Origin of the sequence: Sulfurimonas sp. HSL1-2 (genome assembly GCF_039645565.1) — a bacterium.
Lineage (GTDB): Bacteria > Campylobacterota > Campylobacteria > Campylobacterales > Sulfurimonadaceae > Thiomicrolovo > Thiomicrolovo zhangzhouensis.
The window spans coordinates 598,687-622,396 of sequence record NZ_CP147914.1 but is presented as its reverse complement, the minus strand read 5'-3'; the positions used below and the strand labels follow the sequence as shown (position 1 = coordinate 622,396).

The following is a 23,710-nucleotide window of genomic DNA, read 5'->3' as shown; positions in this document are numbered from 1 at the left end:
AATTATGGTGGAGTATGGTTTCACAAACCAAACCAAAGTGACACAAATGGATAACAGCGCCACGCGATACCGTTCCGTCTTTCTCTCCGACATCCACCTGGGGTCCCGCCACTCCCAGGCCGACGCCCTGCTCGAATTTTTCCGCGATTTCGAATGCGAGCACCTCTTTCTTGTCGGCGACATCATTGACGGTTGGGCGCTGCGCCGCCGCTGGAGCTGGCCGCAGGAGCACTCGGATGTCATTCAGAAGCTGCTGCGCCGTGCCCGCAAGGGAACCAGGATCGTCTACGTGCTCGGCAACCACGACGAATTTGTCCGTTCTTTTCTCCCCCTGACCCTGGGGGACAATATCGAGGTCACCAACGAATACCACTTTACCGCTGCCGACGGGCGGGAGTACCTTGTCACCCACGGCGACTTTTTCGACAGCATCACGATGACAAAGAAGTGGCTGGCCAAGTTCGGCGATATCAGCTACGAGATGCTGCTCAAGCTCAACAAACCCATCAACCGTATCCGGAGCCTGATCGGGTACAAACGGTTCTGGTCCCTTTCAAACTTCGCCAAGCAGAGCGTCAAAAAAGCGGTCATGTTCATTGACGATTACGAACAGGTCCTCGTATCCGAGGCGAAGCGGCGGGAATTCGACGGGGTGATCTGCGGGCACATCCACAAAGCGGAGAACCGGGATATCGACGGGGTACACTACCTCAACTGCGGCGACTGGGTAGAGTCATGTACGGCAGTGGTGGAGACGATGGAGGGGGAGTGGAAACTGCTGCACTTCCACCGGCAGCAGGTCGAAGAGGAGCCGCTGCTTCTGGCCGCGGGCTGAGCCCTACTTTTCGCCCCGTTTCTTCGCTTTGAAGAGCAGCGGGGTCCCCTCGAAATTGAAGGCCTCGCGCAGCTGGTTGGCGAGGAAGCGGCGGTAGGTGAAGTGCAGGCCCTTGGGCTTGTTCATGATCAGCGCAATCTGCGGCGGGCGCGACGCGTACTGCGTGGCGTAGTAGATGCGGATCATCTGCCCGTTCATCGACGGGATCGGGTGTTTGCGCATCGCGAAGCCCAGCGCTTCGTTGAGCCGCGACGTCGTGATACGCTGCGAATAGTTGTCGTTGATCTGGATGATCATGTCGTAGAGCTTGTGGATGCGCTGCTTCGTCAGTGCCGAAACGGTAATGACCGGGGCGTAGTGCAGGAACTTGAAGCGGTCGCGCACCTGCTGGACGATCTTGTCGTAATCCTCTTTGGGCGCCTTGTCCCATTTGTTGAGCACGATCATACAGGCCAGACGGTTCTCGTCGATGAGGCCGGCGATCTTCTCGTCGAGGTCCGTGAAGGGCTCGGAAGCATCAAGTACCAGCAGGGCGAGATTGGCCCGTTCGAGCATCGTGCGCGTCCGGTAGAGGGCGTAGCGTTCGATCCCCTCGATCTTCCCGCGTTTGCGGATACCGGCCGTATCGATAAAAGTGATGGTCTTATCATCGCGTGCAATCGTTTCGTCGATGGGGTCGATGGTCGTCCCGGCAACGTCGCTGACGACGGAACGCTCTTCCCCCAGCAGGGCGTTGAGCATGGAGCTCTTTCCGACATTGACCCGGCCGATGATCGCCACATTGATATGGTTCGGATCTTCGTCGCTCTCTTTCATTTCGTCGTTTTCGTCGTAGATGGAGCTCTCTTCTTCATCCTCCACGTACGCATCGAGCAAATCGTCGAACTCGTCCATCATATCCGGCTCCGACGCTGCCAGCTCCTCGGCCTTGGGGATGTAAGGCAGCTGTTTACCGATCCACTCGAGCAGCGGATTGATGGAGCGGTTATGGGAGACGGAGATGCCGAAGATGGTCTGGGTCCCGAACTCGTAGTACTCCCACACCTTCTCGTTCATCTTGTCGTTATCGATCTTGTTGACGACGAGGGCCATGCTTTTGCCCATCGCTTCGAGTTCGTGGAAGAGTTTCTTGTCCTCTTCGATCGGCAGGTTCTTGCCGTCGACCATGAACAGAATGATATCCGCCTGCTTGGCGGCCTCGATCGACTTTTCGCGCACCTTGTCAAAAAGTTCACTTCCTTCGTCGAGCCCGCCGGTATCGAGCACTTCTACCTCCCGGTCAAGGACCGTGGCAACGCGTTTTTTGACGTCGCGCGTCGTCCCCGCCATCTCCGACGTAATGGCATCCCGTTCTTTCAGCAGACGATTGAAAAAGGAGCTTTTCCCTACGTTCGGACGACCGATAATGGCTAGTTTTTTCATCAACATCCCAATTTATTTTTTGCAATTATAACGCATTCCCGTCCACTCTCCGTATTCACCGCGAAGCGCTGACGATAAAGGCAGCACAAATCCATTATAGTCAATACTGTTAGATTTGGATATGATTTATTTCAAAGGAGCCTCTTTGAATAAACGTTCCAATTTTCTGGCAGTTTTTACCATTATGCTTTTGCTGCTGCTGCCGATGGCATACTTTACCGTCTCCTACCAGGTCGACAGCCGAAACGATGATGATGCACTGCTCAAACGCCTGACGTACATCGGCGGCTCCATGCAGCGTTTTATCAAAGAGCCCGCAAGCAGCGAAGGCATCGCGCTGGAGATCGATGAAGCTTTCCAATCCTCCGAACATGTCTATCCCGTCCTCCTAAACCCGGGCAGAGAGGAGCAGGCACTGGCTGACAGCTATCAAGTATTAAAGCGCTGCTGGGAGCGCATCAAAACGGTAACAGCGTGGTCGGAAACGTCTTTGAAAAAACAGAGTGAACTCTGCTGGCTGCACGGCAACCATGCGCTCTTTGATCTGCATAACGTCATCAAAGCAAAAAGCGACCGCCTGCTCAACACCCTCTTTATGCTGGGGCTTTTCGGCACGCTGCTGATCCTCTACCTCTTCTACCTCATCTACCGGTATGTCCGTGTCGATCTGGAGGGGCATCAGTCCGTAGACCTCCAGACCGGGCTCTACAATGCCCAGGCATTCATCGAGGAGTGTACGGTACATGCACTGGGTGCACAGCGCGGGCATGCGCCGCTTTCCGTCGTGCTGATGATCTTTGCCAGAGATGCCGTCCGCGGAAGGAGTCTGAAACGGTTGGTCACGGATATGCAGAACGGCTGCCGCAGGGAAGAGAAACTTTTTCGGCTTTCACCCGTTTCATTCGCATTGCTGACACCGCATTCCCATGTCGCGGACCTCGCGCCCCTGACGGAGCGTTTGCAGCATATTCTCGAGAGTGATCATCTCCGAAACATACAGACCCTGGAGTATGACCCCGCAACCGATGCGGAGGCCTTCGGACTTGCCTGCCTCGCCGAGGCGGAAGCCCTGCAGAATTAGAAGGGCTTGATAATGACCATGATGACGATAAAGATCATCAGCAGGGTCGGAACCTCGTTGTAGGCGCGGAAGAACTTCCCGCTTTTGGTGCACGTCCCCTCGGCCAGCTGCTTTTTGTAGCGTCCGAGCGTAAAGTGGTAGACGATCAGCAGCAGGGCCGCCGTCAGTTTGGCGTGCAACCAGCCGCCGCTTTGAAACAGTCCGGGGTTCAGCGCGATCATCGCTCCGCCGCTGAGGATCGTTGCCCACATCGCCGGTACGCCGATATAGTGGTAGATCTTGTATTCCTGGATCTTGACGACCTCGACGAAGCCGGCATTGCCCGCATGTTCGGTGTGATAGACAAAGAGACGCGGCAGGTAAAACAGCACGGCCATCCAGCTGATAAGGCTCATAACGTGAAAGGCGAGAATCCAGTTATAGTATTCCATCTATAGACTCCTAAAAGTTGTGTTCGACATACCAAAGGTTGTAGTTCGATCCGCCGCGGCGGACGCCGTTGATTGCGCCGTAGATGCCCGACCGATGCTTGAGGGCATACCCGGCATAGGTATCGTAAAGCGGCCGGTAGCCGACCATGCGCCCCAGGTCGAAATCGAGCGAGATGTCGAGGTAGTTGAGAAAGCGGGAGTTGTGATCGCCTTCGGCCTGGGCCTCAAGCTTCTCGACATAGGGGATGCCCCAGGCGTAGGAAGCCCCTTCGCCGAAGCCCAGACGGATCGTCCGTTCCCACGGCCGGAAGTTCCAGTAGGCCTTGATATAGAAGGTCATTTCCATAAAATCAGGCTGATGGCCGTTCTCGAAGAAGCGGTTCACGCCCCCTTTGAGGTAGAAATCAAGGGGAAGGCCCCAGGTATCCTGCGAAAAACGGTAGCCCAGTTCGACACCGCCGGCCGAGGTCCCCGCCGGGTGCTGGTCGCCCATCAGGGAGATAATCTCCCCCAGGTCGCTCTGATCGGAAAATCCGTATCCGACGCGTACCGACCATTCACGCTCATCGGCTGTCGCATTATTGTCTGCCGCTGCCAGTGTCAAGGTAAAAAGAAGTAGAAGAAGTAATTTCAATGTCATGCCCCGTTTCATGGGGCAGCATTATATCAGAGAAAACGTCCGACCCACTGCCGGAGCTGCTCGGCGCTGAGGGCGCCGGAAACGCGGTCGACTTCCCACCCCCCTTTGAAGACGATCAGTGTCGGAATGGACTGGATATGAAAGCGCGACGCCAGCGCCTGCTGCTCTTCCGTATTGACCTTGGCGAAACGGACTTTCAGCGCGAAGGAGGAAGCCGCTTCCTCGAACGCCGGGGCCATCATGCGGCAGGGGCCGCACCACGGTGCCCAGAAATCGACGATGACCGGGATGTCGCTGTTGGCGATCTGGTTGTCGAAGGCGGTTGGATCGAGGGCGATGGGTTTCGTGTCGAGGAGGGAGTATCTGCAGTGGCCGCAGTTGGCCTTGGCGTAGGTCTCTTTGACCGGGACGGCATTGACCTGCCCGCAGTGGGGGCAGACCACTTTGCGCTTTTCCATGACCCTTAGGCCTCCTGGACCTCGAGGTCTTTCAGGCCTGGGCCGCGGTGGGATTTGAGTTTGTCGTGCAGACGGCGGAGCGCTTTGTTCGCACGCTCAACGGCCATATCGATCGCTGCATCGAGATCGTCGTCCTGCTGGGTAATGACGACAGGCGTGTTGTGGGCAATATGAATGTCAAATTCCGCTTCAACGCCGTTTTTCACTTTGCTCAGAAGCACATTGATCGTCGTAATATCGAGTCCGAATTTCATAAACTGTTCTTTGGCTTTTTGAACATGGTCGCGGGTGTTGTCCGTCAGAGTAATATCTTTTGTGCGAATAGGAGTATTCATCGAAAATCCTTTTTTTTTGGGATAAAAAAAGTATAACAGAAGATATCTAAATTGATATCAACGAATCTGCCGCCGGAGGGGCGCTGCGCCCCTTTTCAACCTCTTACGCTATAATGCCGCGACTAAAAGAGGAGAAACAATGAGAGTTTTTACGGGCATCCAACCCTCCGGTGACCTGCATATCGGCAACTATTTCGGCTCGATCAAAGCCATGGTCGATTCGCAGGCGGAGAACGAGGTTTTTGCCTTTATCGCCAACTATCACGCTATGACGACGGTCCAGGACGGTGCACGCCTCTCTGAACTGACGATGCAGGCCGCCACCGATTTTCTCGCCCTGGGCATCGACCCGGAAAAATCGACCTTCTGGGTCCAAAGCGACGTCAAAGAGGTCCTCGAGCTTTACTGGTTTCTCTCCTCCTTCACCCCGATGGGACTGCTCGAGCGTGCCCACAGCTACAAAGACAAGGTCGCCAAAGGCATTTCCGCCAACCACAGCCTCTTCGCCTACCCGGTGCTGATGGCCGCGGACATCCTGCTCTACGACGTCGATGTCGTCCCCGTCGGCAAGGACCAGATCCAGCACGTCGAGATCGCCCGTGATATCGCCATCCGCTTCAACAACGCCTACGGCGACATCCTGAAACTCCCCGAATTCCGCGTCGACGAGAATGTCGCGACAGTCCCGGGCATCGACGGCCAGAAGATGAGCAAAAGCTACGGCAACACGATCAATATCTTCGGTGACGAGAAGGCGCAGCTCAAGACGATCAAAAAGATCGTCACCGAAGCCGTCCCGATGGAAGAGCCCAAAGAGTGGCGTGGATGCAACGTCTACAACATCACCAAGCTCTTCCTCGACGAGGATGAGTGCCTCGCCCTGCAGGAGCGCTACGAGCGCGGCGGCGAAGGGCACGGCCACTTCAAGCTCTACCTGGCCGAGGTGATCTGGGAACACTTCCGCCCCTACCGCGAAAAACGCGCCTACTACGAAGCGCACCAGGACGAAGTCCGCGACATTCTCAAAGCCGGTGCGGCCAAGGCCAGCGAAGCCGCCCGCGCGATCACGGAGAAGGTCCGCAGCGTCACCGGCGCCGCATACTGACACCGCGCCCACCCCGGGCGACCTGACTCCAATTTTTTACGCCCGCTTAAACCATCCTCTGTAGAATGCTGCTCCTGAATTTCATTGAGGATAGAGAAATGATCACAGTTAAAATGGAAAAAGAGTGCGGCTGCTTCAAACGTTCGGACTATGAAGCGGTCAAAACCTTCGAGAGCAAAGACGATGCCCTCCTGTATGCCCAGGAGCTCTGCAGCGACATGAACGAGACCTTCTGCCAGAAACACGTTTTCCGCGTCACCGAAACGGCGGACAACGAAATGACAATCAACCTTGCGATGAACGGCTGAGCCGTTCATCACTCTCCATTCATCATCCCTCTACGGCCACCCTATTTCCCAAATCACATCGCCTGAATTCCGCCTCTTTATCAACGCGGTAGAATAGCCTATGCACCCGAAGTTTTATCTCTGTAAAACACCACGATAAGGAAAGAACAATGGTTACGGTAAAGCTGGAAAAAGAGTGCGGATGCTTCAAAGATGCGAGAAATATTGATTCGGAAATGTCGTTTGACACCAAAGATGCCGCGATGCTCTACGCCAAAGGATTGTGCAGAACGATCAACGAAGAGTTCTGCGGGAAACACTTTTTCCGCCCCGCCGAAACGGCGGATGACGAAGTGATGATCAAACTGATCAACCGCTAACCGGGGTTCTGAAACCCCGCCTTAGAGCCTGATAGTAGTACGGTTGATAAACTTCTTCTCGCTCCACTGAGGCTGTTTAAGTTCCAGCAGTGACCTGATCTCATCATTCACCAGGCGGTAATGGAGTTCGAATGTCACCTGCCCCGTTCCTTCGACCATCGGGACTTTGAATGTCTTGGTGCCGCGTGCCGGAACGGACATGTCCTCGGTCGCGGATGTGGCCAGGTGCGGGATCGTCGGCTTGCCGCGTTTGTCCGTGTAGTGCTGGGTCATCGAAATACTCTTGGTCTCGATCACTTTCGAGCCGCTGCGGTAGATGACGTCAAGAATCAGCTCCCTTGCACCGAATCCCGTCGGGATATTATGCGGGTTCTCGTTGGTAAGCGTCACGATAAAGCTGTCCCCGCTCTTTTTCGCTTCAATCCCCAGGGCGTCCTGCCAGAGCCAGTTCGTATGCGCACCGACAAAACCGTGCTCACGGACCATCCGCTTCTTCGGCTTGCCGTCGTCGATCGGGAGGTTCGATGCAAACCCCTCTTTCTTCGGGCTCATGTGGCAGTCGGCACATTGCTTCTGCGTATCCTTATACTCTTGTTGCGTATTGGCAAAGACGAAGTTCTCCGCTGAACGGTCATTGGCGTGGCAGACAAAACAGAGCTGCTTGGGGTCTTTGCCGAAAAAGTCGCGGTACTGCGTCTTATGGTACGGGGACTTCGCGTCCTCGATCGGACCGCTCATGATGCCGACCGGGTTCCACTGTATCCGGTGTACCCCGCGCTTGTCCGCGGGAAGGTCGTGTTTGATGCTGTCGACATTGTGGCAGACGAGGCAGTTTACCCCTTCGGAGAGTGTACTGTCGCTGACCGCGGCATTGACCTCGCTCCCTTCATCCAGTCCCATCAGAACGTCGATCTGGTAGTTGATATCCGTTTTCGTCACGGCAACGCGGGGGTTATGGCAGGCGGCGCACTCCACCTTCACGGCGTTGATCGGTTTGCGCGTTTTGCGGGCATAGTACTCCATCGACTGGCGAAGGTACTCGTCATGTTTGTAATGTGATTTGGCGTGATAGGAACCGGCCCATTCATTGACAATGGTGGCGTGGCAGGCTTTACACTTGCTCGAATCGTGGTACTGAGAGTTGAGTTCGGGGGCAGCCTCCGTAGCATACAGTGAGGCGCCGATAGCGGCAAACGTCAGGAGAGTCGCGGCAAAACGTTTCATGACCTTGGTCCCTTTTTAACAGTTTAATTATGATTAAAACTATTATAGGGTGAAGGAGCACCAAAGTCAATTAAACAGATTTTAACGTGCCCGATCGAGCCAGACCATCAATCCTTTTTGCGCATGCAGGCGGTTTTCCGCCTCGTCAAAGATAACGCTATGCGGCCCTTCGAGGACCTCTGCACTCACTTCCTGTCCTCGGTAGGCGGGCAGGCAGTGCAGGAAGATCGCATCTTGCCCGGCAAGCGCCATCTTCGCTTCGTCGACGATGTAACCGGCGAAGTCACGTATGCGCTGTTCTTTCTCGTCTTCCTGCCCCATGGAGGCCCAGGTGTCCGTCGTGACGACCGTTGCACCGGCGATCGCCTCTTCCGGATCGTTTCCGACCTTGATGACGGCACCGCTCTGCACGGCCATCTCCATGGCATCCGCCAGGATCGCCACGTCGACTTCGTACCCCTTTGGCGTCGCGACCCGCAGTTCAAACCCGAGCTTGGCGGCGAGCATCAGCCAGGAGTGGGTCATGTTGTTGCCGTCGCCGACATAGGCGACAACAGGGTTCTCTGCCTGACCGTGTTCGATCATCGTCATATAATCCGCCAGCAGCTGCACCGGGTGGTAGCTGTCGGTAAGGCCGTTGATGACGGGGACTTTGGAGTAGGAGGCGAACTCTTCGAGCATGCTCTGTTCGAAGGTGCGGATCATCACCATGTCGCACATGGAGGAGATAACGCGGGCCGTATCTTTGACCGGCTCCCCTCTGCCCAGGTGAATGTCGCGGTTGGAGAGGAAGAGCCCCTGTCCGCCGAGCTGGTAGATCCCCGTCTCAAAACTGACGCGGGTCCGTGTCGAACTCTTCTCGAAGATCATCGCCAGCGTCTGCTTGTCCAGATAGGGCTTGTGCTCGCGGCGTTTGCACTCGGACTTGATCTGCAGTCCGAGGTCGATGATGGAGAGGATCTCCTCTTTCGTGTAATCTCTGAGGGTTAAAAAGTGTCGCATTGTCTGCTCACGGCGTAACGGGTCTCCCCGGAATGAAAGCGCCCATTATAGCGTAAAGTGTGAAAAAGCTTACAGCAGCCCCGCCACCTCTTTGGCGTGGTAGCTGATGATGATGTCCGCACCGGCGCGTTTGAAGCCCAGCATCGTCTCCATCATGACCCGCTCGTAATCGATCAGTCCGGCCTTGCCGGCATGCTTGAGCATGGCGTATTCGCCGCTGACGTTGTAGACCGCCAGCGGCAGGGAGGTCGCTTCGCGGATATCGCGGATAATGTCAAGGTAGGCGAGTGCGGGTTTGACCATCAGGATGTCCGCCCCCTGCATCTCGTCGGCGATGCTCTCGGCGATCGCCTCGCGGCGGTTGGCCGGGTCCATCTGGTAGGTGGCACGGTCCCCGAACGACGGCGTCGATTCGGCGACGTCGCGGAACGGGCCGTAGTAGCCGCTGGCGAACTTCGTCGAGTAACTCATGACCGGCAGGTTCTCAAAGCCGCTGCCGTCGAGTGCCGTGCGCAGGGTCTCGATGATCCCGTCCATCATGCCCGAAGGGGCGATCATGTCCGCGCCCGCCTGGGCATGGACGATCGCCTGCTGGCCGGAGATGGCGAGCGTCGCATCGTTGTCGACGGTTTCGTGCACGTGGTCGATGATCCCGCAGTGGCCGTGGTCGGTGTACTCGCAGAAACAGAGGTCGGTGACGACGAACATCTCGGGGTGGGCCCGCTTGATCGCCTTGACGGCCGTGGCGATGATACCGTTCTCATCCAGGGCATCGGAGCCGACGGAGTCCTTGACGTCGGGGATCCCGAAAAGGATAATGGAGTAGATCCCCAGCGCCTTGAGCGTCTCACACTCCCGGATCGCTTCGTCGATACTCATCTGGTAGACGCCGGGCATCGACGCCACTTCGCTCTTGATGCCTTCGCCCGAACGCACGAAAAGAGGATAGATGAAATCGTCCGCACGGACGTGGTATTCGCGCACCAGAGCACGCAGGTGAGAGTTGAGCCGGTTACGGCGGAAACGTTGGAACATGTTAACCCTTGACAATTTTGCTATAATCGCATTGTAACAATTCCATCGTTAAAGAACTGTTTTTGCTTCAAAATATAAAAATTTCTGATGTTGCCAACCTTCCGTCGCGTTTCGGGAAGTTCAAAGTCCAGGCCTTCAAGCAGGGCTACAAAGAGCACCTGGCGATCCTGCGGGAGCCCTTCGGCGACACCCCGATCGTACGGGTCCACTCCGAGTGCCTCACCGGGGATGCCCTGGGCAGTCTCAAATGCGACTGCGGCGACCAGCTGGCCTTCGCCCTCAACATGATCGAAAAAGAGGGCGGCATCGTCATCTACCTGCGCCAGGAGGGCCGCAACATCGGCCTGCTCAACAAGATCAACGCCTATGCGCTGCAGGACAAAGGGTTCGACACCGTCGCCGCCAACCACCAGCTGGGCTTTGCGGCCGACGAACGCACGTACGAGATGGTCCAGTTCATCCTGGCCCACTACGGCATTACGAAGATCCGTCTGCTGACCAACAACCCGCAGAAGATCAATGCGCTTGAGGGGGTTGAGATCGTCGAGCGTCTGCCCATCGTCATCGACCCCAACGAGCACAACGAGAACTATCTGCAGGTCAAAAAAGAGCAGATGGGGCACCTCATTTAACATGACATTCGCCCAGAAGATCGCCACCCTGCCCGATGTCCCCTCCGATCTGGTCTCCCACCTGGAGCGCTACCGCGACCTTCTGCTGCAGTGGAACAAGATCCACAACCTCAGCGGCTACAAAGACGCCGCGACGATCGAATACTACCTCTATGATGCCCTCTACCCCATCACCTTTCTGCCGCCGGTGGCGACGGCGATGGATATCGGTACGGGAGCCGGGTTCCCCGGGCTGATCCTCGCAATGGCACAGCCGCAGACGCACTGGACGCTCGTCGAACCGCTGCAGAAGCGGGCCGGGTTCCTGCAGTTCGTCAAGGCGACGCTGAAACTGGAAAATGTCACCGTGGAGAACTGCCGCGTCGAGGCGCTTGAGCCTCAGCGTTTCGACCTCATCACCTCCCGGGCCGTCACCGATACCGGGATGCTGCTGAACCTCAGCGCCCCCTACCGGGATGCGGAGACGATGCTCCTCTTTTACAAAGGCGAAAACGTCTACAACGAAGTTCCGGAGGAGCTGCCCTACCGTATCATCGAAACCGATGAGCGGCACTACCTTCTCATCAATCCCCCCAAGGAGACCGCATGCTCTTGAAAATCCTTCTCGTCCTCGGCGTCATCGCCGCCGTCTACTTCATTTTCTTCAAAAAAAGCACCCCCGTAGCAAAACAGCCGAACGCCGACACCGCCTCGAAAAAGAGCGACGACGACACGATGGTGCCCTGCGAGGCGTGCGGGGTCTTCGTCAGCGTCAAGGAAGCCTTTATCAAAGAGGGGAAATACTACTGTTCGAAAAGCTGTATGGAAGGCGCCTGAGATGCTGATCTTCGGCCACCCGCATCTGGCATCGGAATCCTTCTACCACATCGACGGCCCGGAAGCGATCGCATCGACGCCGGCAGGCAGCACCGTGCTTTTCGCCTGGGGCGCGGCGAACCTCGACCTCGTCGCCTACTGCGGTGCGAACGGCATCCCTTTCGCCCTTGAAGCCGCCTCGCTCAAAGACGCCCTCTTCGCCGAAAACGCGGGGGCACGCTTCATCCTGGTCGACCCGGCCCTGGCGCGTTCGGTACAGAAGGTCGCGGAAACCTACCTTTTCGATGCCAAAATCCTGACCTATATCGAGGATGAGGAGCAGATGGAAGCGATGGCCTATGAAGGAATTGACGGGGTCGTGTTCGCCGAAGCGGTCATCAAAGTCACCGCTTAGACAGTCAGGCTTCGCGCTATTCGATGATCTTGCGCGGCAGGCGGGGGTTCAGCCCGACCAGGACTTCATACGAAATTGTCCCCGCCGCGGCCGCGTAGCTGCGGGCATCGTCGAAGATGAGCAGCTGCTCCGCCTCGCCGGCAAAACTGCAGTTATCCATGGAAATGCGCCCAAGCAGCATCTCACCGCCCGGCGCGGTGTAGCGGTTCGATGCCGTGCGCAGCAGCCCGTCGGCATACCCGACATCGTAATTGCTGATCTGCATCTGGCGGTCGGCGCCGAAGCAGCCGCCGTATCCGACACGTTCGCCCTGGTTTAGGCGCCGCTGGGAGATCTTTTCACCCCAGAGCGAGAGGATGGGAAGCAGGTCCGGCTGCGGCAGGCCTTCTGGCATTTCCAGGCAGCCGTACGCCGCGATACCGACACGCACCATGTCGTCGTGCCCTTCATGGCTTCTAAAGGTCGCGGCGGAGTTCGCGGAGTGGAAGCGGGGCTTCGGAAAACCGTAGCGTTTGGCCAGCATCAGCGCTTCGCGTCTGACGCTTTCAAAGGTGTGGCGCTGCCAGAAATATTCGCTCCCCATCTCATCCGCGCTACGGTGGTGGGTAAAGACCCCTTCGAGTTTCAATCCGTTCTTGCTGATCTTTTCAAAGGCGTGGTGCAGCAGGTGCGGCGGGACACCGTTGCGGTGCATCCCCGTATCGACCTTGAGCTCGACACGGCTTCCGGGGGGAAAACTCTTGATCTGCTCCATCGCGTTGACGGTAAAGCAGTAGGCGGGCATCAGCACCGCCGGCATATCCGCGAGGACAAGAATATAGTTGAACTTGTTCCGGACCAGTTCCGCCTCTTCGATCGTGCGGACGACGGCCCGGCCGATCCCGTATTTGCTTGCGATCTGCGCGACCTGTTTCAGGCCGTGTCCGTAGGCGTTGTCCTTGAGGACGAGTGCGATTTTCTCACGGCTCTGGAGCTGTTTCGAGATCATGTTAAGGTTGTGGTGGAACGCTTTGCGGTCTAGGGTGATAAAAGCCATACGACATTATAATGTCATAAATTGAATGTTGAAGAGAAGATGCAAACCTATCACGTAAAACGTCTCCCTGCGGAGTTTGAACCCCAATCCTTTGTCCAGCTGATCTTTCCCCACGCCGACAGCGACTGGGCGCCCTACCTCGACGAAGCATGCCAAACCTTTGCCCGTATCGCCGAAGGCGTCGCCCGTTTCCAGCCCTGCCTGATCGTCTGTGACGACATCGCCCGGGTGCAGCGCTACGTCGCCCCGGGGGCGAACCTGCGTTTCGTTCAGTGTGACACCAATGACACCTGGGCCCGGGACTGCAGCGGCATTACCGTCGAGACGACAGAGGGGTGTCTCATCCAGGACTTTGTTTTCACCGGCTGGGGCGGGAAGTTCGAAGCGGCCAAAGACAGCGCGATGACCATGGCAATCGCGCAGCATTACGGCGCGCCGGTCGCTTCACACCGTTTTATTCTCGAAGGGGGCGGGATCGAAAGCAACGGGGAGGGGCTGCTGCTCGTCACCGAAGAGTGCCTTCTGAACCCCAACCGCAACAGCGCGTTAACAAGCCGCGCGGAGATCGAGGCCGTTCTTTCCGAGACCCTGGGGGTCGAACGGACCCTCTGGCTCACTTCCGGCTACCTCGCCGGGGACGACACCGACAGCCACATCGACACCCTCGCCCGCTTCTGCGACGCCAATACCATCTGTTACGTCCAGTGCACGGATGCCGCCGACGAGCACTACCACGCCCTGCAAAAAATGGAACGCGAACTCCAAGAGCTCCGTAACGACCGCGGCGAGCCCTTCACCCTCGTCCCGCTGCCGATGACCGAGGCGATCCATTATGACGGCGAGCGGCTGCCGGCGACCTACGCCAACTTCCTCATCATCAACGGCGCCGTCCTCGTGCCGGTCTACAACGACCCCCATGACGACGAGGCGCTGGCCGTCTTCAAAACGCTCTTCCCCGGCCGGGAGATCATCGGCATCGACTGCAGCATCCTGATCCGCCAGCACGGTTCGCTGCACTGCGTGACGATGCAGTTCCCAGACTGCGTTACTCTGCGCTGCCCCCAATAACCGCTTCGACCTTCTCCGGCGTCACCTCCTGCTCCGTAAAGAGCAGCGAGAAGCCCTGAAAAAGGAAGAAACCCGACCCTGCGAGCAGCAGGATTATTTTGATGATCTGTTTCGTTTTTGCATTCATGAGCGCCATTGTAACGCACCCTCCGATCCGCCGCGGCAATTTAACACCCCCTTAACACTTTTTCCCTAGTATTTGTGGTTTTGAATGCAATGGAATGAAGGATAAAAATGAAGAAAACGCTATTGGTTTCCCTCGCAGCGGCCGCACTGCTTGCGAATGACGCTGCGGAAAACAACGCAACAGACAACGGCGTAACGACGCTCGGCAGCATCGTCGTCGAAAGCTCATCGCTCAGCGACGTCAACACCGAAGAGATCAAATCCGCCGACACCGCCGAGGCACTGGCCAAACAGGTACCGAGCATCACCCTCGTGCGCCGCAGCGGTATCGCCAACGACATCATCCTCCGCGGCCAGAAGCGCGACAACATCAACGTCATCGTCGACGGCGGCAAGATCTACGGCGCCTGCCCCAACCGCATGGACCCGCCGACCTCTCACGTCATCACGAACAACATCTCCTCGATCAGCGTAGTCGAAGGGCCGTATGACGTCGAACACGCCGGCACCCTCAGCGGCCTCGTGACCGTCGACACCGTCCAGCCGGAAAAAGGGATCCACGGCAACTTCAACGCGGGCATCGGCAGCTTCGGCTACTCGAAAGTCGCCGGTACCCTCACCGGCGGGAACGATACGGTCCGCGCGCTGATCGGTGTCTCGGGCGAGTGGAGCGGCCAGTACGAGGACGGCAGCGGCAACACCTTCGCCGATCAGATCGACAATGCCGTCGCCGCGGGTACAGCCAAGGCCCCGAACGCCTACCTGCCCTCCGAACGCGACCGCAGTGCCTACGCGAAACGCTCTGTCATGGCGAAACTCTTTGTCAATCTGGCCGAAAACCAGGAGCTCCGCCTCGGCTATACGGGCAACCGCAGCGACGGTGTCCTCTACCCCAACTCCGGGATGGACGCCCGCTACGACAACTCGGACCTCTACAACGTCCAGTACGTTGCCACGGAGCTGGCAGGCTGGTCCAAGGAGCTGAGTGCGACCTACTACTACTCCTACGTCGACCACCCGATGTGGACCGAGTGGCGTAAATCCTCCATGATGATGGGGACGATGACCAACCACCTCACCTCCACGATTCAGGGAGCGACGCTCAAAAACACGACGGCCGTTTCCGACACGATGGATATCACCTTCGGACTCGACGGCAGCCTCCGCAACTGGGACGGCGCTTATGACATGAACGGCACCTATATGGGCCCCAGTATCAACGATGCCGACACCCGCAACATCGCCTTCTTCGCCGAACTGGAAAAACGCTATAACAACGCCGCCTACAAACTGGGACTGCGCTATGACGATACGGCCATTACTTCCGGCAACCCCGCACTGCAGGACAACGACTACACCTCCGTCGGCCTCAACCTCTTTGCCGACTACGGCGTGAAGGAGACCCTCGGCTTCTTCGGCGGCATTGGTATGGCTTCACGCGTTCCGGATGCCCGCGAGCTGTACTTCCAGAAAAGCGGTATGATCATCGGGACACCCGATCTCGACCAGACGACGAACTACGAGGCCGACCTCGGGATGAAGAACACCTACAGCAATTTCAACCTGAAGACGCGCCTCTTCTACAGCCGCCTGAAAAACTACATCTATTTCAACGCGACGCCGACGATCACCCAGAACAATTTCGAGAATGTCGATGCCACGATCTGGGGTGCCGAAATGGCCGGGACATGGTATGCAAGCGATTCTGTCTACGTCGACTTCGGTGCGGCATACCAGTACGGCAAAAAAGACAGTGCGCTCAGAGACCAGAACGGCACCAACCTTGCCGACATTCCGCCGCTCAAAGGCCACCTGGCGCTCAACTGGAACTATCGTGACGACAGCCTGGCCACCATCGAAGGCGTGGCCGCGCACCAGTGGGACCGTTACGATGCGGAGAACGGCGAACAGGCCATCGGCGCCTGGGCGGTCATGAACCTCAAGGTCGATCACCGCATCAACCGCAACTTCGGGCTGATTCTCGGCGTGGACAACGTTTTTGATGCGACCTATGCCGTTTCCAACACCTACAAAGACCTGACGCTTCTCAGCCTTGATCCCTACGGAGACGTTATGCTCCTGAACGAACCGGGCCGCTACTACTACGCCAACGTCTCCTATAAATTCTAAAACACTGACGCTGTGTCCGCCTCTGCGGCGGGCCCATTTCCCTCGAGCGTACACAAGCAAACCGCACCTTGTATCTTTAACTTTTCCCTGAAAAACAGCGTGTCTTACTTTGGTTGAAAGGTCATATCCGAAATGGTCATTAGCGTATCGAGCGGATAATTATTGGTTGGATGTTGCCGAAGGCGTCAGCCCTTTGTGCTTTCTTCTTCCCGGTTCGGCTTCTGCTTTGCACAAGCAAAGAAGAAGGGGAACAAAAACATTCGTTCTACAGATAGGAAAAAAGGAATAATCAGAGCAGAATAACCTTGGCCAGTCCAAGGAAGCTGAAGAAGCCGAAGACGTCCGTCGCCGTCGTCAGCAGCACGGTCGAGCCGACCGCCGGGTCGATGTTGAGGCGTTTGAGCAGCAGGGGGATGGAAGCGCCGAAGAAACCGGCGATAAAGAGGTTGATGATCATCGCCATCCCGATGACGATCCCCAGCAGCGGCAGCTGGAACCACGCCCAGGCGATCAGCCCCATGATCAGGGCAAAAAGAAGCCCGTTAAGTAGCGCGACGGCGATCTCCTTGTAGAGCGCCGACTTGGCGTTGCCGAACTCGATATCCCCCAGCGCCATCTGGCGTACCATGACCGTCAGGGTCTGGGTGCCCGCATTGCCCCCCATTGACGCGACAATGGGCATCAGGATCGCCAGCGGGACATAGGCCGCGATCGTCGCATCGAACAAACCGATGACCGCCGAGGCAAGAATGGCCGTGAGCAGGTTGACGAAGAGCCAGCTGGCGCGGTTTTTGAAAACCCCTTTGATGCCCTCTTCCTGTTCGACCTCGTCGTTGACCCCCGCGAGGTTATAGATCTGCTCGGTGGCGCGCTCTTCGATGACGTCGTAGATGTCGTCCGAGGTGATCCGCCCCACCAGCCGGCTTTCATGGTCGACGACCGGCAGTACCGCAACGTCGTACTGTTCGAAGATCGTCGCGACCTCGTCAATGTCATCGGTCGCCTTGACTGAACGGAACGCTTTCGTCGTCAGCTGCGCACGGAAGGTCTGTTCAAAATCCATCAGGATCATATCTTCCAGGGCGACGGTCGCCACCAGCCGGTGTTCGTCGTTGACGATGTAGAGCTGGTGGACATTTTCCAGCTCCCCCTCCTCTTTGAGGTGTTTGAGCCGGGCGATGGCGATGCGGACCGTCTCGTCGAGCGTCGCCTCGAAGAGCTCCGTCTGCATCCACGCCCCGGCCTGGTCATCCTCGTAGCTGCGGATCTTATCGATATCTTCACGGTCTTCCTCATCGAGCTGCTCGTATACGGCTTCGGACTTGTTTTCGTCAATGTCGACGATGTCCTCGATCAGTTCTGCCGCATCATCCGAGTCCAGTCCTTCGACCGCCTCGGCCAGCTCATCGCTGGAGTAGTGCTCGATCGCATCCTCTTTGAGTTTTTCGGGCAGTTCGAGCAGAACCTCCCCCCGGACATCCTGGGGGATCCGGCCCAGCATCCCGCGGAAATCTTCCGGGCTCTCCTGGTGGATGTTTTTAAGCAGGTACGAAATCTCGCTGGCGTGGGGAAGGTGTTCCGTTTTACCCAGCAGAAACTGGTCGAACGCGTGTTTGATCTCACTGATGTGTTTCATTGTTCTCCCCCTTCTTCAGCGGGCGGCAGCTTTCCGGATCGATGTAGCAGGCGTTGTCGATCGTCTCGACCTTGACTGCCTCCGGCGGGTGCACCATCACATCGGCGACCATGGCATCGAGGCGTGCCATTTCACCCTTGAAGGCTTGAAGTGCTTTGCCGCCGAGCTGTTTTGTCGTCACCTGGACCACCCGGGCCGGGTTGATCGCCCGGCCATTCTTGTAAAGCCCGAAGTGCAGGTGCGGGCCCGTCGAGAGCCCCGTGCTTCCTACGTAACCGATCACCTGCCCCTGCTTGATCGCTTTGCCGCTGCGGATACCACGTTTGAAGGCCTTCAGGTGGGCATACAGCGTCACATACCCGTCCCCGTGCCGGACTTTGATGAGATTGCCGTACCCGCGCGTTCGTCCCGCGAAAATGACGGTTCCGCTGCCGGCGGCTACAACCGGTGTCCCGCGCGGCGCGGCGTAATCCACCCCGAGGTGGGCACGGTAGCGTTTGAGGATCGGGTGGAAGCGGCGCAGCGTAAACCCGGAACTGACCCGGCCGCTGCGGACCGGACGCGAAAGCAGGAAGCCTTCGACCTGGCGCCCTTTATCATCATAGTAGCGTTCGTCGCTGTTGAGGTAGACCGAATGCCGTTTCCCCCGCATCTCGATCATCCCCACCAGCAGCTCGGGCATGCCGAAAGGGCTTCCAAGACGGTACTTCTGCGTATAAACCATCACCAGCTTGTCCCCCTTGCGCAGATCGCGGCGGAAGTTGAGGGAGTTTTTGAACCCCGCGACGAAGGCATGTGCCAGGGAGCGGGAACCGGTCGCTTTCAGGATGTCGTAATAGGGAGAGTTCTGGATGGCGAGTGTGATCGACTCCTGTTTGGTCGATGCGATCAGCGGGATCGCTTCAAACGCAAAGCTCCCGTCTTTGCGGTAGAGATGCAGCTGCAGTTCGTCGGAGACGGGGATGAGCACCTGTTCAATGGTGCCGTTTCGGTCATGCATCACCTGATAGGGGATGCCGCTGCGGAGTTCTTCCGTCAGCTTCTGATCGTCGCTGTCGATATCGTAATAGAGCGCCTGCGGCAGATGCAGGCGCTCCAGGAACATCAGGTACGTTTCGCCTTCGCTCCATTTGTACGTCTCCACCGACGACGCCAACAGCATCAGGGGCGCCAAGAGCAGCCATAAGAACCGAACCAAATCTCACCTCCATCCAACGGATGTGAAAGGGTAGCAGATTCGTGCTAAAGCCCAGCTCTAAAGGGTATAAAGAGCCCATTTATCAAGGCTAGGCTATAATTTTTTCCCATTTAGCATGCAAGGTATTCAGTGATCAGACTGTTCTTTTTTCTTCCGTTATTTTTTGGCGTTCTCCATGCCGGCGAACTGCACCTTAGCCTCGATGCTGTTTCGGCAGAGACCGAGACGGGAACGATCAAAACGGCCCGTGTCGAACCCGGCGTCAGCGGTTTTGTCGTCCGCCACTTCACGCCGGAGCACAGCGCGATCATCGCCAATGCCGTTGCCGAAGCGTATGACGAGACGGCAGGAGTGCTGACCGTCGCCTTTTCCGAATACAGCGGCCTGCAGCAGAACTCCCTGCCCCTAGGCGAGTGGCAGCCCAAGGCGGGGGACGAGGTCATCCTTGCCTTTGCCTATACCCGCGGCATCCTGATCGCGCCGACGCGCACCATCTACCTGAAACTGACGGAGCAGCTGGGGAGCGTAGACTGGATGCACCCCGACACCCTGGCGACCTACCTCTCCTACCGCGGGCACCCGACGCCGCTCAAAGAGGACTTCTCCGGCTTCTGTACCGTTGCGACGACCGGACTGCTCTTTCTCTACCTCGACGACAGCCTCTTTACCGTAGACTGCCAGAGCCTGAGCCTGCTGCAGCTCACGACGGCCGGACTGGCATACGAAGCACCGCAGCTCCCCTTTTACACCCGGGTCGAAGAGATCGACGCCAACTGGTTCGGCAGCGGCAGCAGCAGGCTTGACGCCTATGAACCCTACTACCTTGAACTGCTCGTTGAAAACAACCCGCACTCGCGCAAACTATACGACTTTATTCAGTCGCATCCAAGCGCCGATAAGCAATTATTAGACGAATTTGACCTGAAGGGCCAGCCATGATCGATCCCAAGCACCTGCAGCATTTTGCCGCCGTCGTCGGCGACGACAATATCTACAGCGACAAAGCGCACCTCCTCGCCTACTCCTACGATGCGACCCGCGAACGGTTCGAACCCGACGCCGTCCTTTTCCCGCGCCATGAGCAGGACGTCAGCGATATCCTCCGCTACTGCAACGAGCACAGCATCGTCATCGTGCCGCGCGGTGCGGGCAGCGGCTTTACCGGCGGAGCGCTCCCGAGCCACGGCGGGATCGTCCTTGCGTTCGAAAAGCACATGAACAAGATCCTCGAGATCGACATGCAGAACATGGTCGCCGTCGTACAGCCGGGGGTGATCAACATGGACCTGCAGCGCGCCGTCGAAGCGGTCGGGCTCTTCTACCCGCCGGACCCGGCCAGCCAGGACTACTCCACCATCGGCGGCAACGTCTCCGAGAACGCCGGCGGGATGCGCGCGGCCAAATACGGCATCACCAAGGACTACGTCATGGCGATCCGTGCCGTACTCCCCAACGGAGACGTCATCAAGGCGGGCAAACGCACCATCAAGGACGTCGCGGGCTACAACATCGCGGGGATTCTGATCGCCTCCGAGGGGACCCTCGCCGTCACGACGGAGGTCACCCTCAAGCTGATCGCCAAACCGAAAATGACGAAGACGGCGATGGGGGTTTTCCCCTCCGTCACCGAAGCGATGGAAGCGGTCTACAAAACGATGGCCTCTGGGGTCACCCCGGTCGCGATGGAGTTCCTCGACAACCTCACCATCCGCGCGGTCGAGCAGACATTCAAGAAAGGCCTCCCCGTCGATGCCGGCGCCATCCTCGTCACCGACGTCGACGGCAACCTCGAACCCGACCTGGATTTCCAGCTCGCCCAGATCGAGAAGGTTTTCCGCGAGAACGGCTGTTCGGACTTCGTCATCGCCAAAGACAAGGCCGAAGCGGCCGACCTCTGGTTCGCACGCCGCAACGCCAGCCAATCACTCGCCGTCTACGGCAGCAAAAAGCTCAACGAGGACGTTACCGTCCCCCGTTCCGCCCTGCCGGGACTGCTTGAGAAGTTCTACGCCATCGCCGACAAGTACAACATCAACATCCCCTGCTTCGGCCATACGGGCGACGGGAACGTCCACACCAACGTCATGGTCGACGGCAAGGACCCCGAACAGGTCAAAATCGCTTACAAGGCGATCGAGGAGGTCTTCCAGGCCACCATCGACATGGGCGGGACGCTGAGCGGCGAGCACGGCATTGGCCTGGCGAAAGCCCCCTACATGGGCATGGCCTTCACCGACGAAGAGATGAATCTCTTCAAAGCGATCAAAAAAGCCTTCGACCCCAATAACATCCTCAACCCGAACAAGATGGGACTCGACTAAACCGCCTCTCTCGGTGCACCCCCCGTGCACCGCTTCCGTAAAGCGCTTTGTGCTACAATCTTCGTATGCAAGAGAACATCCACCGCTACTCCTGGAAACGCTTTAAGCGGCACGCCCGCTACTATTGGAACCAGCTCCTTGACTCGGAGCTGACCTACTATGCTTCGAGCCTCAGTTTCTATACGATCTTCACCGTCATCCCGCTGCTGATGATCATCCTCTCCATCGCGGTCACCATGCCGAGCTTCCAGGAGTATTACGCGGATCTGAAGACCTTTCTCATCGAGAACCTTCTGCCCGTGCAGTCCGAACAGATCTCCCAGTATATCGACGAGTTTCTCAGCAACGCCGTCAAGCTCAGCGTCGTCGGTTCCCTGATGATCGTCGTTGCCTCCATGCTCTTTTTCGAAAACTACGAGTACATCGTCAACAAGATCTTCCATACCAAGCGCCGTACCATCTGGCAGTCCATTACGACCTACTGGACCCTGGTGACGCTCAGCCCGATCGCCTTCGGCCTCTCCATCTACCTCTCGACCCGGGCCGCTGCCGTGCTCGGAGAATACGGGGCGACGGCATGGTTCAACCTGGTGAGTATCTTCCCCTACTTTATCATCTGGATGCTCTTCTTCATCATCTACAAGATCTCGCCCAACACCAATGTCGACACCAAGGCCGTCTTTATCACCTCCTTTATCATCGCCGCCGTCTGGACGCTGGCCAAGAACGGCTTCGTCTACTACATCTTCTACAACAAGACCTATTCGACCGTCTACGGCTCCTTCTCGATCGTCCTCTTCACCTTCATCTGGATCTACACCTCGTGGATCATCTTCGTCTACGGTCTCAAACTATGCTACCTGATAGACCGCGCCTACAAATACCGCCGCGGCCAGAAAGGGCAGGAGCATTTTGACCGTCTTGAATGGAAGCGCAAGCAGGCTTAGCCCTGCCCAGGCAGCCAAAAACCACCTTCCGACCTCTATGCGGACCGGCGTCGCCGGAAGCTCCAGTATCCAGACGACAAGGGTGTCGAGGATACCCCCCGCTCCGACAGCGTGCAGCAGCAGCCCAAGCGGATAAAAGAGAATGAACACCATCGTCCAAAGCACGGAGAGCGGGTGCAGTATCGAAAAAGTCCCGAAAAGAGCCAGCGCAATCGGCAGCATCATCGCATAGACCCACAAATGAATGCCCACAAAAGTGAAAAGCCGTCCCCGGTCGGCGAAACGCTGCAGAAAAAGGAAAATATAGAAGACACCTGCGACCGAGAGCCAGAAGCCGGCGGAAAAGAGCAGGCGCGGCCAGAAAGCAATCAACAGAACAACCGCGATGCCGAGGGTCTGAAAGGAGAGAAGCCGGAGGCCGCGGTCATAGAGGATAAACCCGACGAGCATCATCGCGAATGCACGCAGTACCGACGGGGGATAATGCAAAAACAGGGCATACCCCCAGAGTACGGCGGCAGCGGCATAAAAGAGGTCCCGGCGGGCATTACGCCAGGGGAACAGGTGCGTCTGAAGATAGCGGTAGGGCAAACGCAGCAGCGCAAACAGGAAGATGCTGAGCAGCCCCAGATGGAAACCGCTGATCGCCAGCAAGTGGCTGATCCCCAGACGCGCCAGCGCTTTGCGCAGATCCGGCGGCAGCGGCGTCGCCGTAAAGAGGGCGGCGAAGAGTGCACCGCTCCGTGGCTCGGTGTGCTGATCCGCAATCCACTCCCCCGCCCGGAACTTCCACTGCCGCTGCGGCATTACCGCGTCGATGGCCCCGTAGGCGAAAAAACCGCCCAGATAGTGCCAAAAATCCAACCGGTCCGTTTTGAGCCAGACACGGACCTCGTACCCCTGCAGGTTCCGCAGGGCCGTCGGTACCGTGATAAAAAAGGGGGCGCCCGCCTCGCTGCGCAGTTTCAGGACCTGGTAAGCACTCCCCTGCTTGCGTTTTTCATACTGCTGCTCAACGGTTGCCGAAATTACCGCATCGTCATAACGGGTCAGTTTCCGGTACGAGTGGTACTCTCCCCATAGGGAAATAATAAAAAGAAGGAATACGAGGCCAAGAAACACTAGGACTTCCTGTCTAGAAGCCAGCAGATGCGGCGGTTCAAGTTTCATA

27 protein-coding genes are annotated in these 23,710 nt (G+C 57.5%); 14 read left to right on the top strand and 13 right to left on the bottom strand.

Features of this window, described 5'->3' with window-relative positions; genetic code table 11:
• Nucleotides 1-46: 46 nt before the first annotated feature.
• Nucleotides 47-835, top strand: a complete 789-nt coding sequence (locus WCX18_RS03165; protein ID WP_345989502.1) for a UDP-2,3-diacylglucosamine diphosphatase — start codon at nucleotides 47-49, stop codon at nucleotides 833-835.
• Between the two features lie 3 nt (nucleotides 836-838).
• On the opposite strand, the gene der is transcribed toward WCX18_RS03165, so the two are convergent.
• Nucleotides 839-2,257, bottom strand: a complete 1,419-nt coding sequence (der, locus tag WCX18_RS03160; RefSeq protein WP_345989501.1) for a ribosome biogenesis GTPase Der — start codon at nucleotides 2,255-2,257, stop codon at nucleotides 839-841.
• 145 nt (nucleotides 2,258-2,402) lie between these two features.
• Between der and WCX18_RS03155 the strand changes: the two genes are divergently transcribed.
• Nucleotides 2,403-3,338 (top strand): hypothetical protein, encoded by a 936-nt coding sequence (locus WCX18_RS03155; RefSeq protein WP_345989499.1) that lies wholly within the window; start codon nucleotides 2,403-2,405, stop codon nucleotides 3,336-3,338.
• Here WCX18_RS03155 and hemJ read toward each other — a convergent pair.
• From hemJ to raiA, 4 genes are read right to left on the bottom strand one after another with little or no spacing between them, the layout of a single operon-like run.
• On the bottom strand, nucleotides 3,335-3,769 hold the full coding sequence (gene hemJ, locus WCX18_RS03150) for a protoporphyrinogen oxidase HemJ (RefSeq protein ID WP_345989497.1): 435 nt from the start codon (nucleotides 3,767-3,769) through the stop codon (nucleotides 3,335-3,337). The genes WCX18_RS03155 and hemJ overlap by 4 nt on opposite strands.
• A gap of 10 nt (nucleotides 3,770-3,779) precedes the next feature.
• Nucleotides 3,780-4,421, bottom strand: a complete 642-nt coding sequence (locus tag WCX18_RS03145) for a hypothetical protein (RefSeq protein ID WP_345989495.1) — start codon at nucleotides 4,419-4,421, stop codon at nucleotides 3,780-3,782.
• A gap of 14 nt (nucleotides 4,422-4,435) precedes the next feature.
• Nucleotides 4,436-4,867, bottom strand: a complete 432-nt coding sequence (gene trxC / locus WCX18_RS03140) for a thioredoxin TrxC (RefSeq protein WP_345989493.1) — start codon at nucleotides 4,865-4,867, stop codon at nucleotides 4,436-4,438.
• A gap of 5 nt (nucleotides 4,868-4,872) precedes the next feature.
• Complete coding sequence (raiA, locus tag WCX18_RS03135; protein ID WP_345986143.1) at nucleotides 4,873-5,202, bottom strand: ribosome-associated translation inhibitor RaiA; 330 nt, start codon at nucleotides 5,200-5,202, stop codon at nucleotides 4,873-4,875.
• Between the two features lie 139 nt (nucleotides 5,203-5,341).
• On the opposite strand from raiA, the gene trpS reads away from it, so the two are divergent.
• The 3 genes from trpS (at nucleotide 5,342) to WCX18_RS03120 (ending at nucleotide 6,974) form a co-directional block, all read left to right on the top strand.
• A complete protein-coding gene (gene trpS, locus WCX18_RS03130; protein ID WP_345989491.1) occupies nucleotides 5,342-6,307 on the top strand; it encodes a tryptophan--tRNA ligase in 966 nt (321 codons plus the stop codon).
• 98 nt (nucleotides 6,308-6,405) lie between these two features.
• Nucleotides 6,406-6,615: a hypothetical protein gene (locus WCX18_RS03125; protein ID WP_345989490.1), complete on the top strand. Its 210-nt coding sequence runs from the start codon at nucleotides 6,406-6,408 to the stop codon at nucleotides 6,613-6,615.
• A gap of 149 nt (nucleotides 6,616-6,764) precedes the next feature.
• Nucleotides 6,765-6,974 (top strand): hypothetical protein, encoded by a 210-nt coding sequence (locus tag WCX18_RS03120; RefSeq protein WP_345989488.1) that lies wholly within the window; start codon nucleotides 6,765-6,767, stop codon nucleotides 6,972-6,974.
• A 21-nt stretch (nucleotides 6,975-6,995) separates the two neighbouring features.
• On the opposite strand, the gene WCX18_RS03115 is transcribed toward WCX18_RS03120, so the two are convergent.
• The 3 genes from WCX18_RS03115 to hemB all read right to left on the bottom strand — a co-directional run bounded on the left by WCX18_RS03115 (nucleotide 6,996) and on the right by hemB (nucleotide 10,235).
• Nucleotides 6,996-8,198, bottom strand: a complete 1,203-nt coding sequence (locus WCX18_RS03115; RefSeq protein ID WP_345989486.1) for a multiheme c-type cytochrome — start codon at nucleotides 8,196-8,198, stop codon at nucleotides 6,996-6,998.
• Between the two features lie 81 nt (nucleotides 8,199-8,279).
• Nucleotides 8,280-9,200: an ornithine carbamoyltransferase gene (gene argF / locus WCX18_RS03110; protein WP_345989485.1), complete on the bottom strand. Its 921-nt coding sequence runs from the start codon at nucleotides 9,198-9,200 to the stop codon at nucleotides 8,280-8,282.
• Between the two features lie 69 nt (nucleotides 9,201-9,269).
• Entirely contained in the window at nucleotides 9,270-10,235 is a 966-nt protein-coding gene (gene hemB / locus WCX18_RS03105; RefSeq protein WP_345989483.1) for a porphobilinogen synthase, read from the bottom strand.
• Between the two features lie 62 nt (nucleotides 10,236-10,297).
• Here hemB and ribA point away from each other — a divergent pair, with 62 nt between their 5' ends.
• From ribA to WCX18_RS03085, 4 genes are read left to right on the top strand one after another with little or no spacing between them, the layout of a single operon-like run.
• Complete coding sequence (gene ribA, locus WCX18_RS03100) at nucleotides 10,298-10,867, top strand: GTP cyclohydrolase II (protein WP_345989481.1); 570 nt, start codon at nucleotides 10,298-10,300, stop codon at nucleotides 10,865-10,867.
• Nucleotide 10,868: 1 nt separating this feature from the next.
• Complete coding sequence (gene rsmG, locus WCX18_RS03095; protein ID WP_345989479.1) at nucleotides 10,869-11,462, top strand: 16S rRNA (guanine(527)-N(7))-methyltransferase RsmG; 594 nt, start codon at nucleotides 10,869-10,871, stop codon at nucleotides 11,460-11,462.
• Complete coding sequence (locus WCX18_RS03090; RefSeq protein WP_345989478.1) at nucleotides 11,453-11,683, top strand: PP0621 family protein; 231 nt, start codon at nucleotides 11,453-11,455, stop codon at nucleotides 11,681-11,683. Before rsmG ends, WCX18_RS03090 begins: the two co-directional genes overlap by 10 nt.
• Nucleotide 11,684: 1 nt before the next feature.
• Nucleotides 11,685-12,077 carry a hypothetical protein gene (locus tag WCX18_RS03085; RefSeq protein ID WP_345989476.1) on the top strand — a complete coding sequence of 131 codons (393 nt, stop codon included), beginning with the start codon at nucleotides 11,685-11,687 and terminating at the stop codon, nucleotides 12,075-12,077.
• Nucleotides 12,078-12,093: 16 nt separating this feature from the next.
• On the opposite strand, the gene WCX18_RS03080 is transcribed toward WCX18_RS03085, so the two are convergent.
• On the bottom strand, nucleotides 12,094-13,113 hold the full coding sequence (locus WCX18_RS03080) for an alanine racemase (RefSeq protein ID WP_345989474.1): 1,020 nt from the start codon (nucleotides 13,111-13,113) through the stop codon (nucleotides 12,094-12,096).
• Between the two features lie 39 nt (nucleotides 13,114-13,152).
• Here WCX18_RS03080 and WCX18_RS03075 point away from each other — a divergent pair, with 39 nt between their 5' ends.
• Complete coding sequence (locus WCX18_RS03075) at nucleotides 13,153-14,181, top strand: agmatine deiminase family protein (protein WP_345989472.1); 1,029 nt, start codon at nucleotides 13,153-13,155, stop codon at nucleotides 14,179-14,181.
• Here the strand turns inward: WCX18_RS03075 and WCX18_RS03070 are convergent.
• Nucleotides 14,159-14,308, bottom strand: a complete 150-nt coding sequence (locus WCX18_RS03070; protein ID WP_345986130.1) for a hypothetical protein — start codon at nucleotides 14,306-14,308, stop codon at nucleotides 14,159-14,161. The genes WCX18_RS03075 and WCX18_RS03070 overlap by 23 nt on opposite strands.
• Nucleotides 14,309-14,415: 107 nt before the next feature.
• On the opposite strand from WCX18_RS03070, the gene WCX18_RS03065 reads away from it, so the two are divergent.
• Nucleotides 14,416-16,437: a TonB-dependent receptor gene (locus WCX18_RS03065; RefSeq protein WP_345989470.1), complete on the top strand. Its 2,022-nt coding sequence runs from the start codon at nucleotides 14,416-14,418 to the stop codon at nucleotides 16,435-16,437.
• A gap of 289 nt (nucleotides 16,438-16,726) precedes the next feature.
• On the opposite strand, the gene mgtE is transcribed toward WCX18_RS03065, so the two are convergent.
• Together mgtE and WCX18_RS03055 are read right to left on the bottom strand one after the other, a co-directional pair.
• Nucleotides 16,727-18,073, bottom strand: a complete 1,347-nt coding sequence (gene mgtE, locus WCX18_RS03060) for a magnesium transporter (protein ID WP_345989468.1) — start codon at nucleotides 18,071-18,073, stop codon at nucleotides 16,727-16,729.
• Nucleotides 18,057-19,271: a peptidoglycan DD-metalloendopeptidase family protein gene (locus WCX18_RS03055; protein WP_345989466.1), complete on the bottom strand. Its 1,215-nt coding sequence runs from the start codon at nucleotides 19,269-19,271 to the stop codon at nucleotides 18,057-18,059. Before WCX18_RS03055 ends, mgtE begins: the two co-directional genes overlap by 17 nt.
• A gap of 129 nt (nucleotides 19,272-19,400) precedes the next feature.
• Here WCX18_RS03055 and WCX18_RS03050 point away from each other — a divergent pair, with 129 nt between their 5' ends.
• The 3 genes from WCX18_RS03050 to WCX18_RS03040 all read left to right on the top strand — a co-directional run bounded on the left by WCX18_RS03050 (nucleotide 19,401) and on the right by WCX18_RS03040 (nucleotide 22,539).
• Nucleotides 19,401-20,210, top strand: coding sequence for a plasminogen-binding N-terminal domain-containing protein (locus WCX18_RS03050; protein ID WP_345989464.1), 810 nt, complete (start codon nucleotides 19,401-19,403; stop codon nucleotides 20,208-20,210).
• Entirely contained in the window at nucleotides 20,207-21,592 is a 1,386-nt protein-coding gene (locus WCX18_RS03045; protein ID WP_345989462.1) for an FAD-linked oxidase C-terminal domain-containing protein, read from the top strand. Before WCX18_RS03050 ends, WCX18_RS03045 begins: the two co-directional genes overlap by 4 nt.
• A 65-nt stretch (nucleotides 21,593-21,657) precedes the next feature.
• Entirely contained in the window at nucleotides 21,658-22,539 is an 882-nt protein-coding gene (locus tag WCX18_RS03040) for a YihY family inner membrane protein (protein ID WP_345989460.1), read from the top strand.
• Here WCX18_RS03040 and WCX18_RS03035 read toward each other — a convergent pair.
• Nucleotides 22,444-23,709, bottom strand: coding sequence for a ComEC/Rec2 family competence protein (locus WCX18_RS03035; protein ID WP_345989459.1), 1,266 nt, complete (start codon nucleotides 23,707-23,709; stop codon nucleotides 22,444-22,446). The genes WCX18_RS03040 and WCX18_RS03035 overlap by 96 nt on opposite strands.
• Nucleotide 23,710: the final 1 nt, after the last annotated feature.

Coding starts and splice junctions, on each gene's coding strand:
- hemJ (WP_345989497.1), bottom strand. CDS start 3,769: ATGGAATACTATAACTGGATTCTCGCCTTTCACGTTATGAGCCTTATC.
- WCX18_RS03120 (WP_345989488.1), top strand. CDS start 6,765: ATGGTTACGGTAAAGCTGGAAAAAGAGTGCGGATGCTTCAAAGATGCG.
- WCX18_RS03070 (WP_345986130.1), bottom strand. CDS start 14,308: ATGAATGCAAAAACGAAACAGATCATCAAAATAATCCTGCTGCTCGCA.
- WCX18_RS03165 (WP_345989502.1), top strand. CDS start 47: ATGGATAACAGCGCCACGCGATACCGTTCCGTCTTTCTCTCCGACATC.
- WCX18_RS03040 (WP_345989460.1), top strand. CDS start 21,658: ATGCAAGAGAACATCCACCGCTACTCCTGGAAACGCTTTAAGCGGCAC.
- WCX18_RS03045 (WP_345989462.1), top strand. CDS start 20,207: ATGATCGATCCCAAGCACCTGCAGCATTTTGCCGCCGTCGTCGGCGAC.
- WCX18_RS03080 (WP_345989474.1), bottom strand. CDS start 13,113: ATGGCTTTTATCACCCTAGACCGCAAAGCGTTCCACCACAACCTTAAC.
- trxC (WP_345989493.1), bottom strand. CDS start 4,867: ATGGAAAAGCGCAAAGTGGTCTGCCCCCACTGCGGGCAGGTCAATGCC.
- WCX18_RS03115 (WP_345989486.1), bottom strand. CDS start 8,198: ATGAAACGTTTTGCCGCGACTCTCCTGACGTTTGCCGCTATCGGCGCC.
- der (WP_345989501.1), bottom strand. CDS start 2,257: ATGAAAAAACTAGCCATTATCGGTCGTCCGAACGTAGGGAAAAGCTCC.
- raiA (WP_345986143.1), bottom strand. CDS start 5,202: ATGAATACTCCTATTCGCACAAAAGATATTACTCTGACGGACAACACC.
- mgtE (WP_345989468.1), bottom strand. CDS start 18,073: ATGAAACACATCAGTGAGATCAAACACGCGTTCGACCAGTTTCTGCTG.
- trpS (WP_345989491.1), top strand. CDS start 5,342: ATGAGAGTTTTTACGGGCATCCAACCCTCCGGTGACCTGCATATCGGC.
- WCX18_RS03075 (WP_345989472.1), top strand. CDS start 13,153: ATGCAAACCTATCACGTAAAACGTCTCCCTGCGGAGTTTGAACCCCAA.
- WCX18_RS03145 (WP_345989495.1), bottom strand. CDS start 4,421: ATGAAACGGGGCATGACATTGAAATTACTTCTTCTACTTCTTTTTACC.
- WCX18_RS03035 (WP_345989459.1), bottom strand. CDS start 23,709: ATGAAACTTGAACCGCCGCATCTGCTGGCTTCTAGACAGGAAGTCCTA.
- WCX18_RS03065 (WP_345989470.1), top strand. CDS start 14,416: ATGAAGAAAACGCTATTGGTTTCCCTCGCAGCGGCCGCACTGCTTGCG.
- WCX18_RS03090 (WP_345989478.1), top strand. CDS start 11,453: ATGCTCTTGAAAATCCTTCTCGTCCTCGGCGTCATCGCCGCCGTCTAC.
- argF (WP_345989485.1), bottom strand. CDS start 9,200: ATGCGACACTTTTTAACCCTCAGAGATTACACGAAAGAGGAGATCCTC.
- hemB (WP_345989483.1), bottom strand. CDS start 10,235: ATGTTCCAACGTTTCCGCCGTAACCGGCTCAACTCTCACCTGCGTGCT.
- rsmG (WP_345989479.1), top strand. CDS start 10,869: ATGACATTCGCCCAGAAGATCGCCACCCTGCCCGATGTCCCCTCCGAT.
- WCX18_RS03085 (WP_345989476.1), top strand. CDS start 11,685: ATGCTGATCTTCGGCCACCCGCATCTGGCATCGGAATCCTTCTACCAC.
- WCX18_RS03125 (WP_345989490.1), top strand. CDS start 6,406: ATGATCACAGTTAAAATGGAAAAAGAGTGCGGCTGCTTCAAACGTTCG.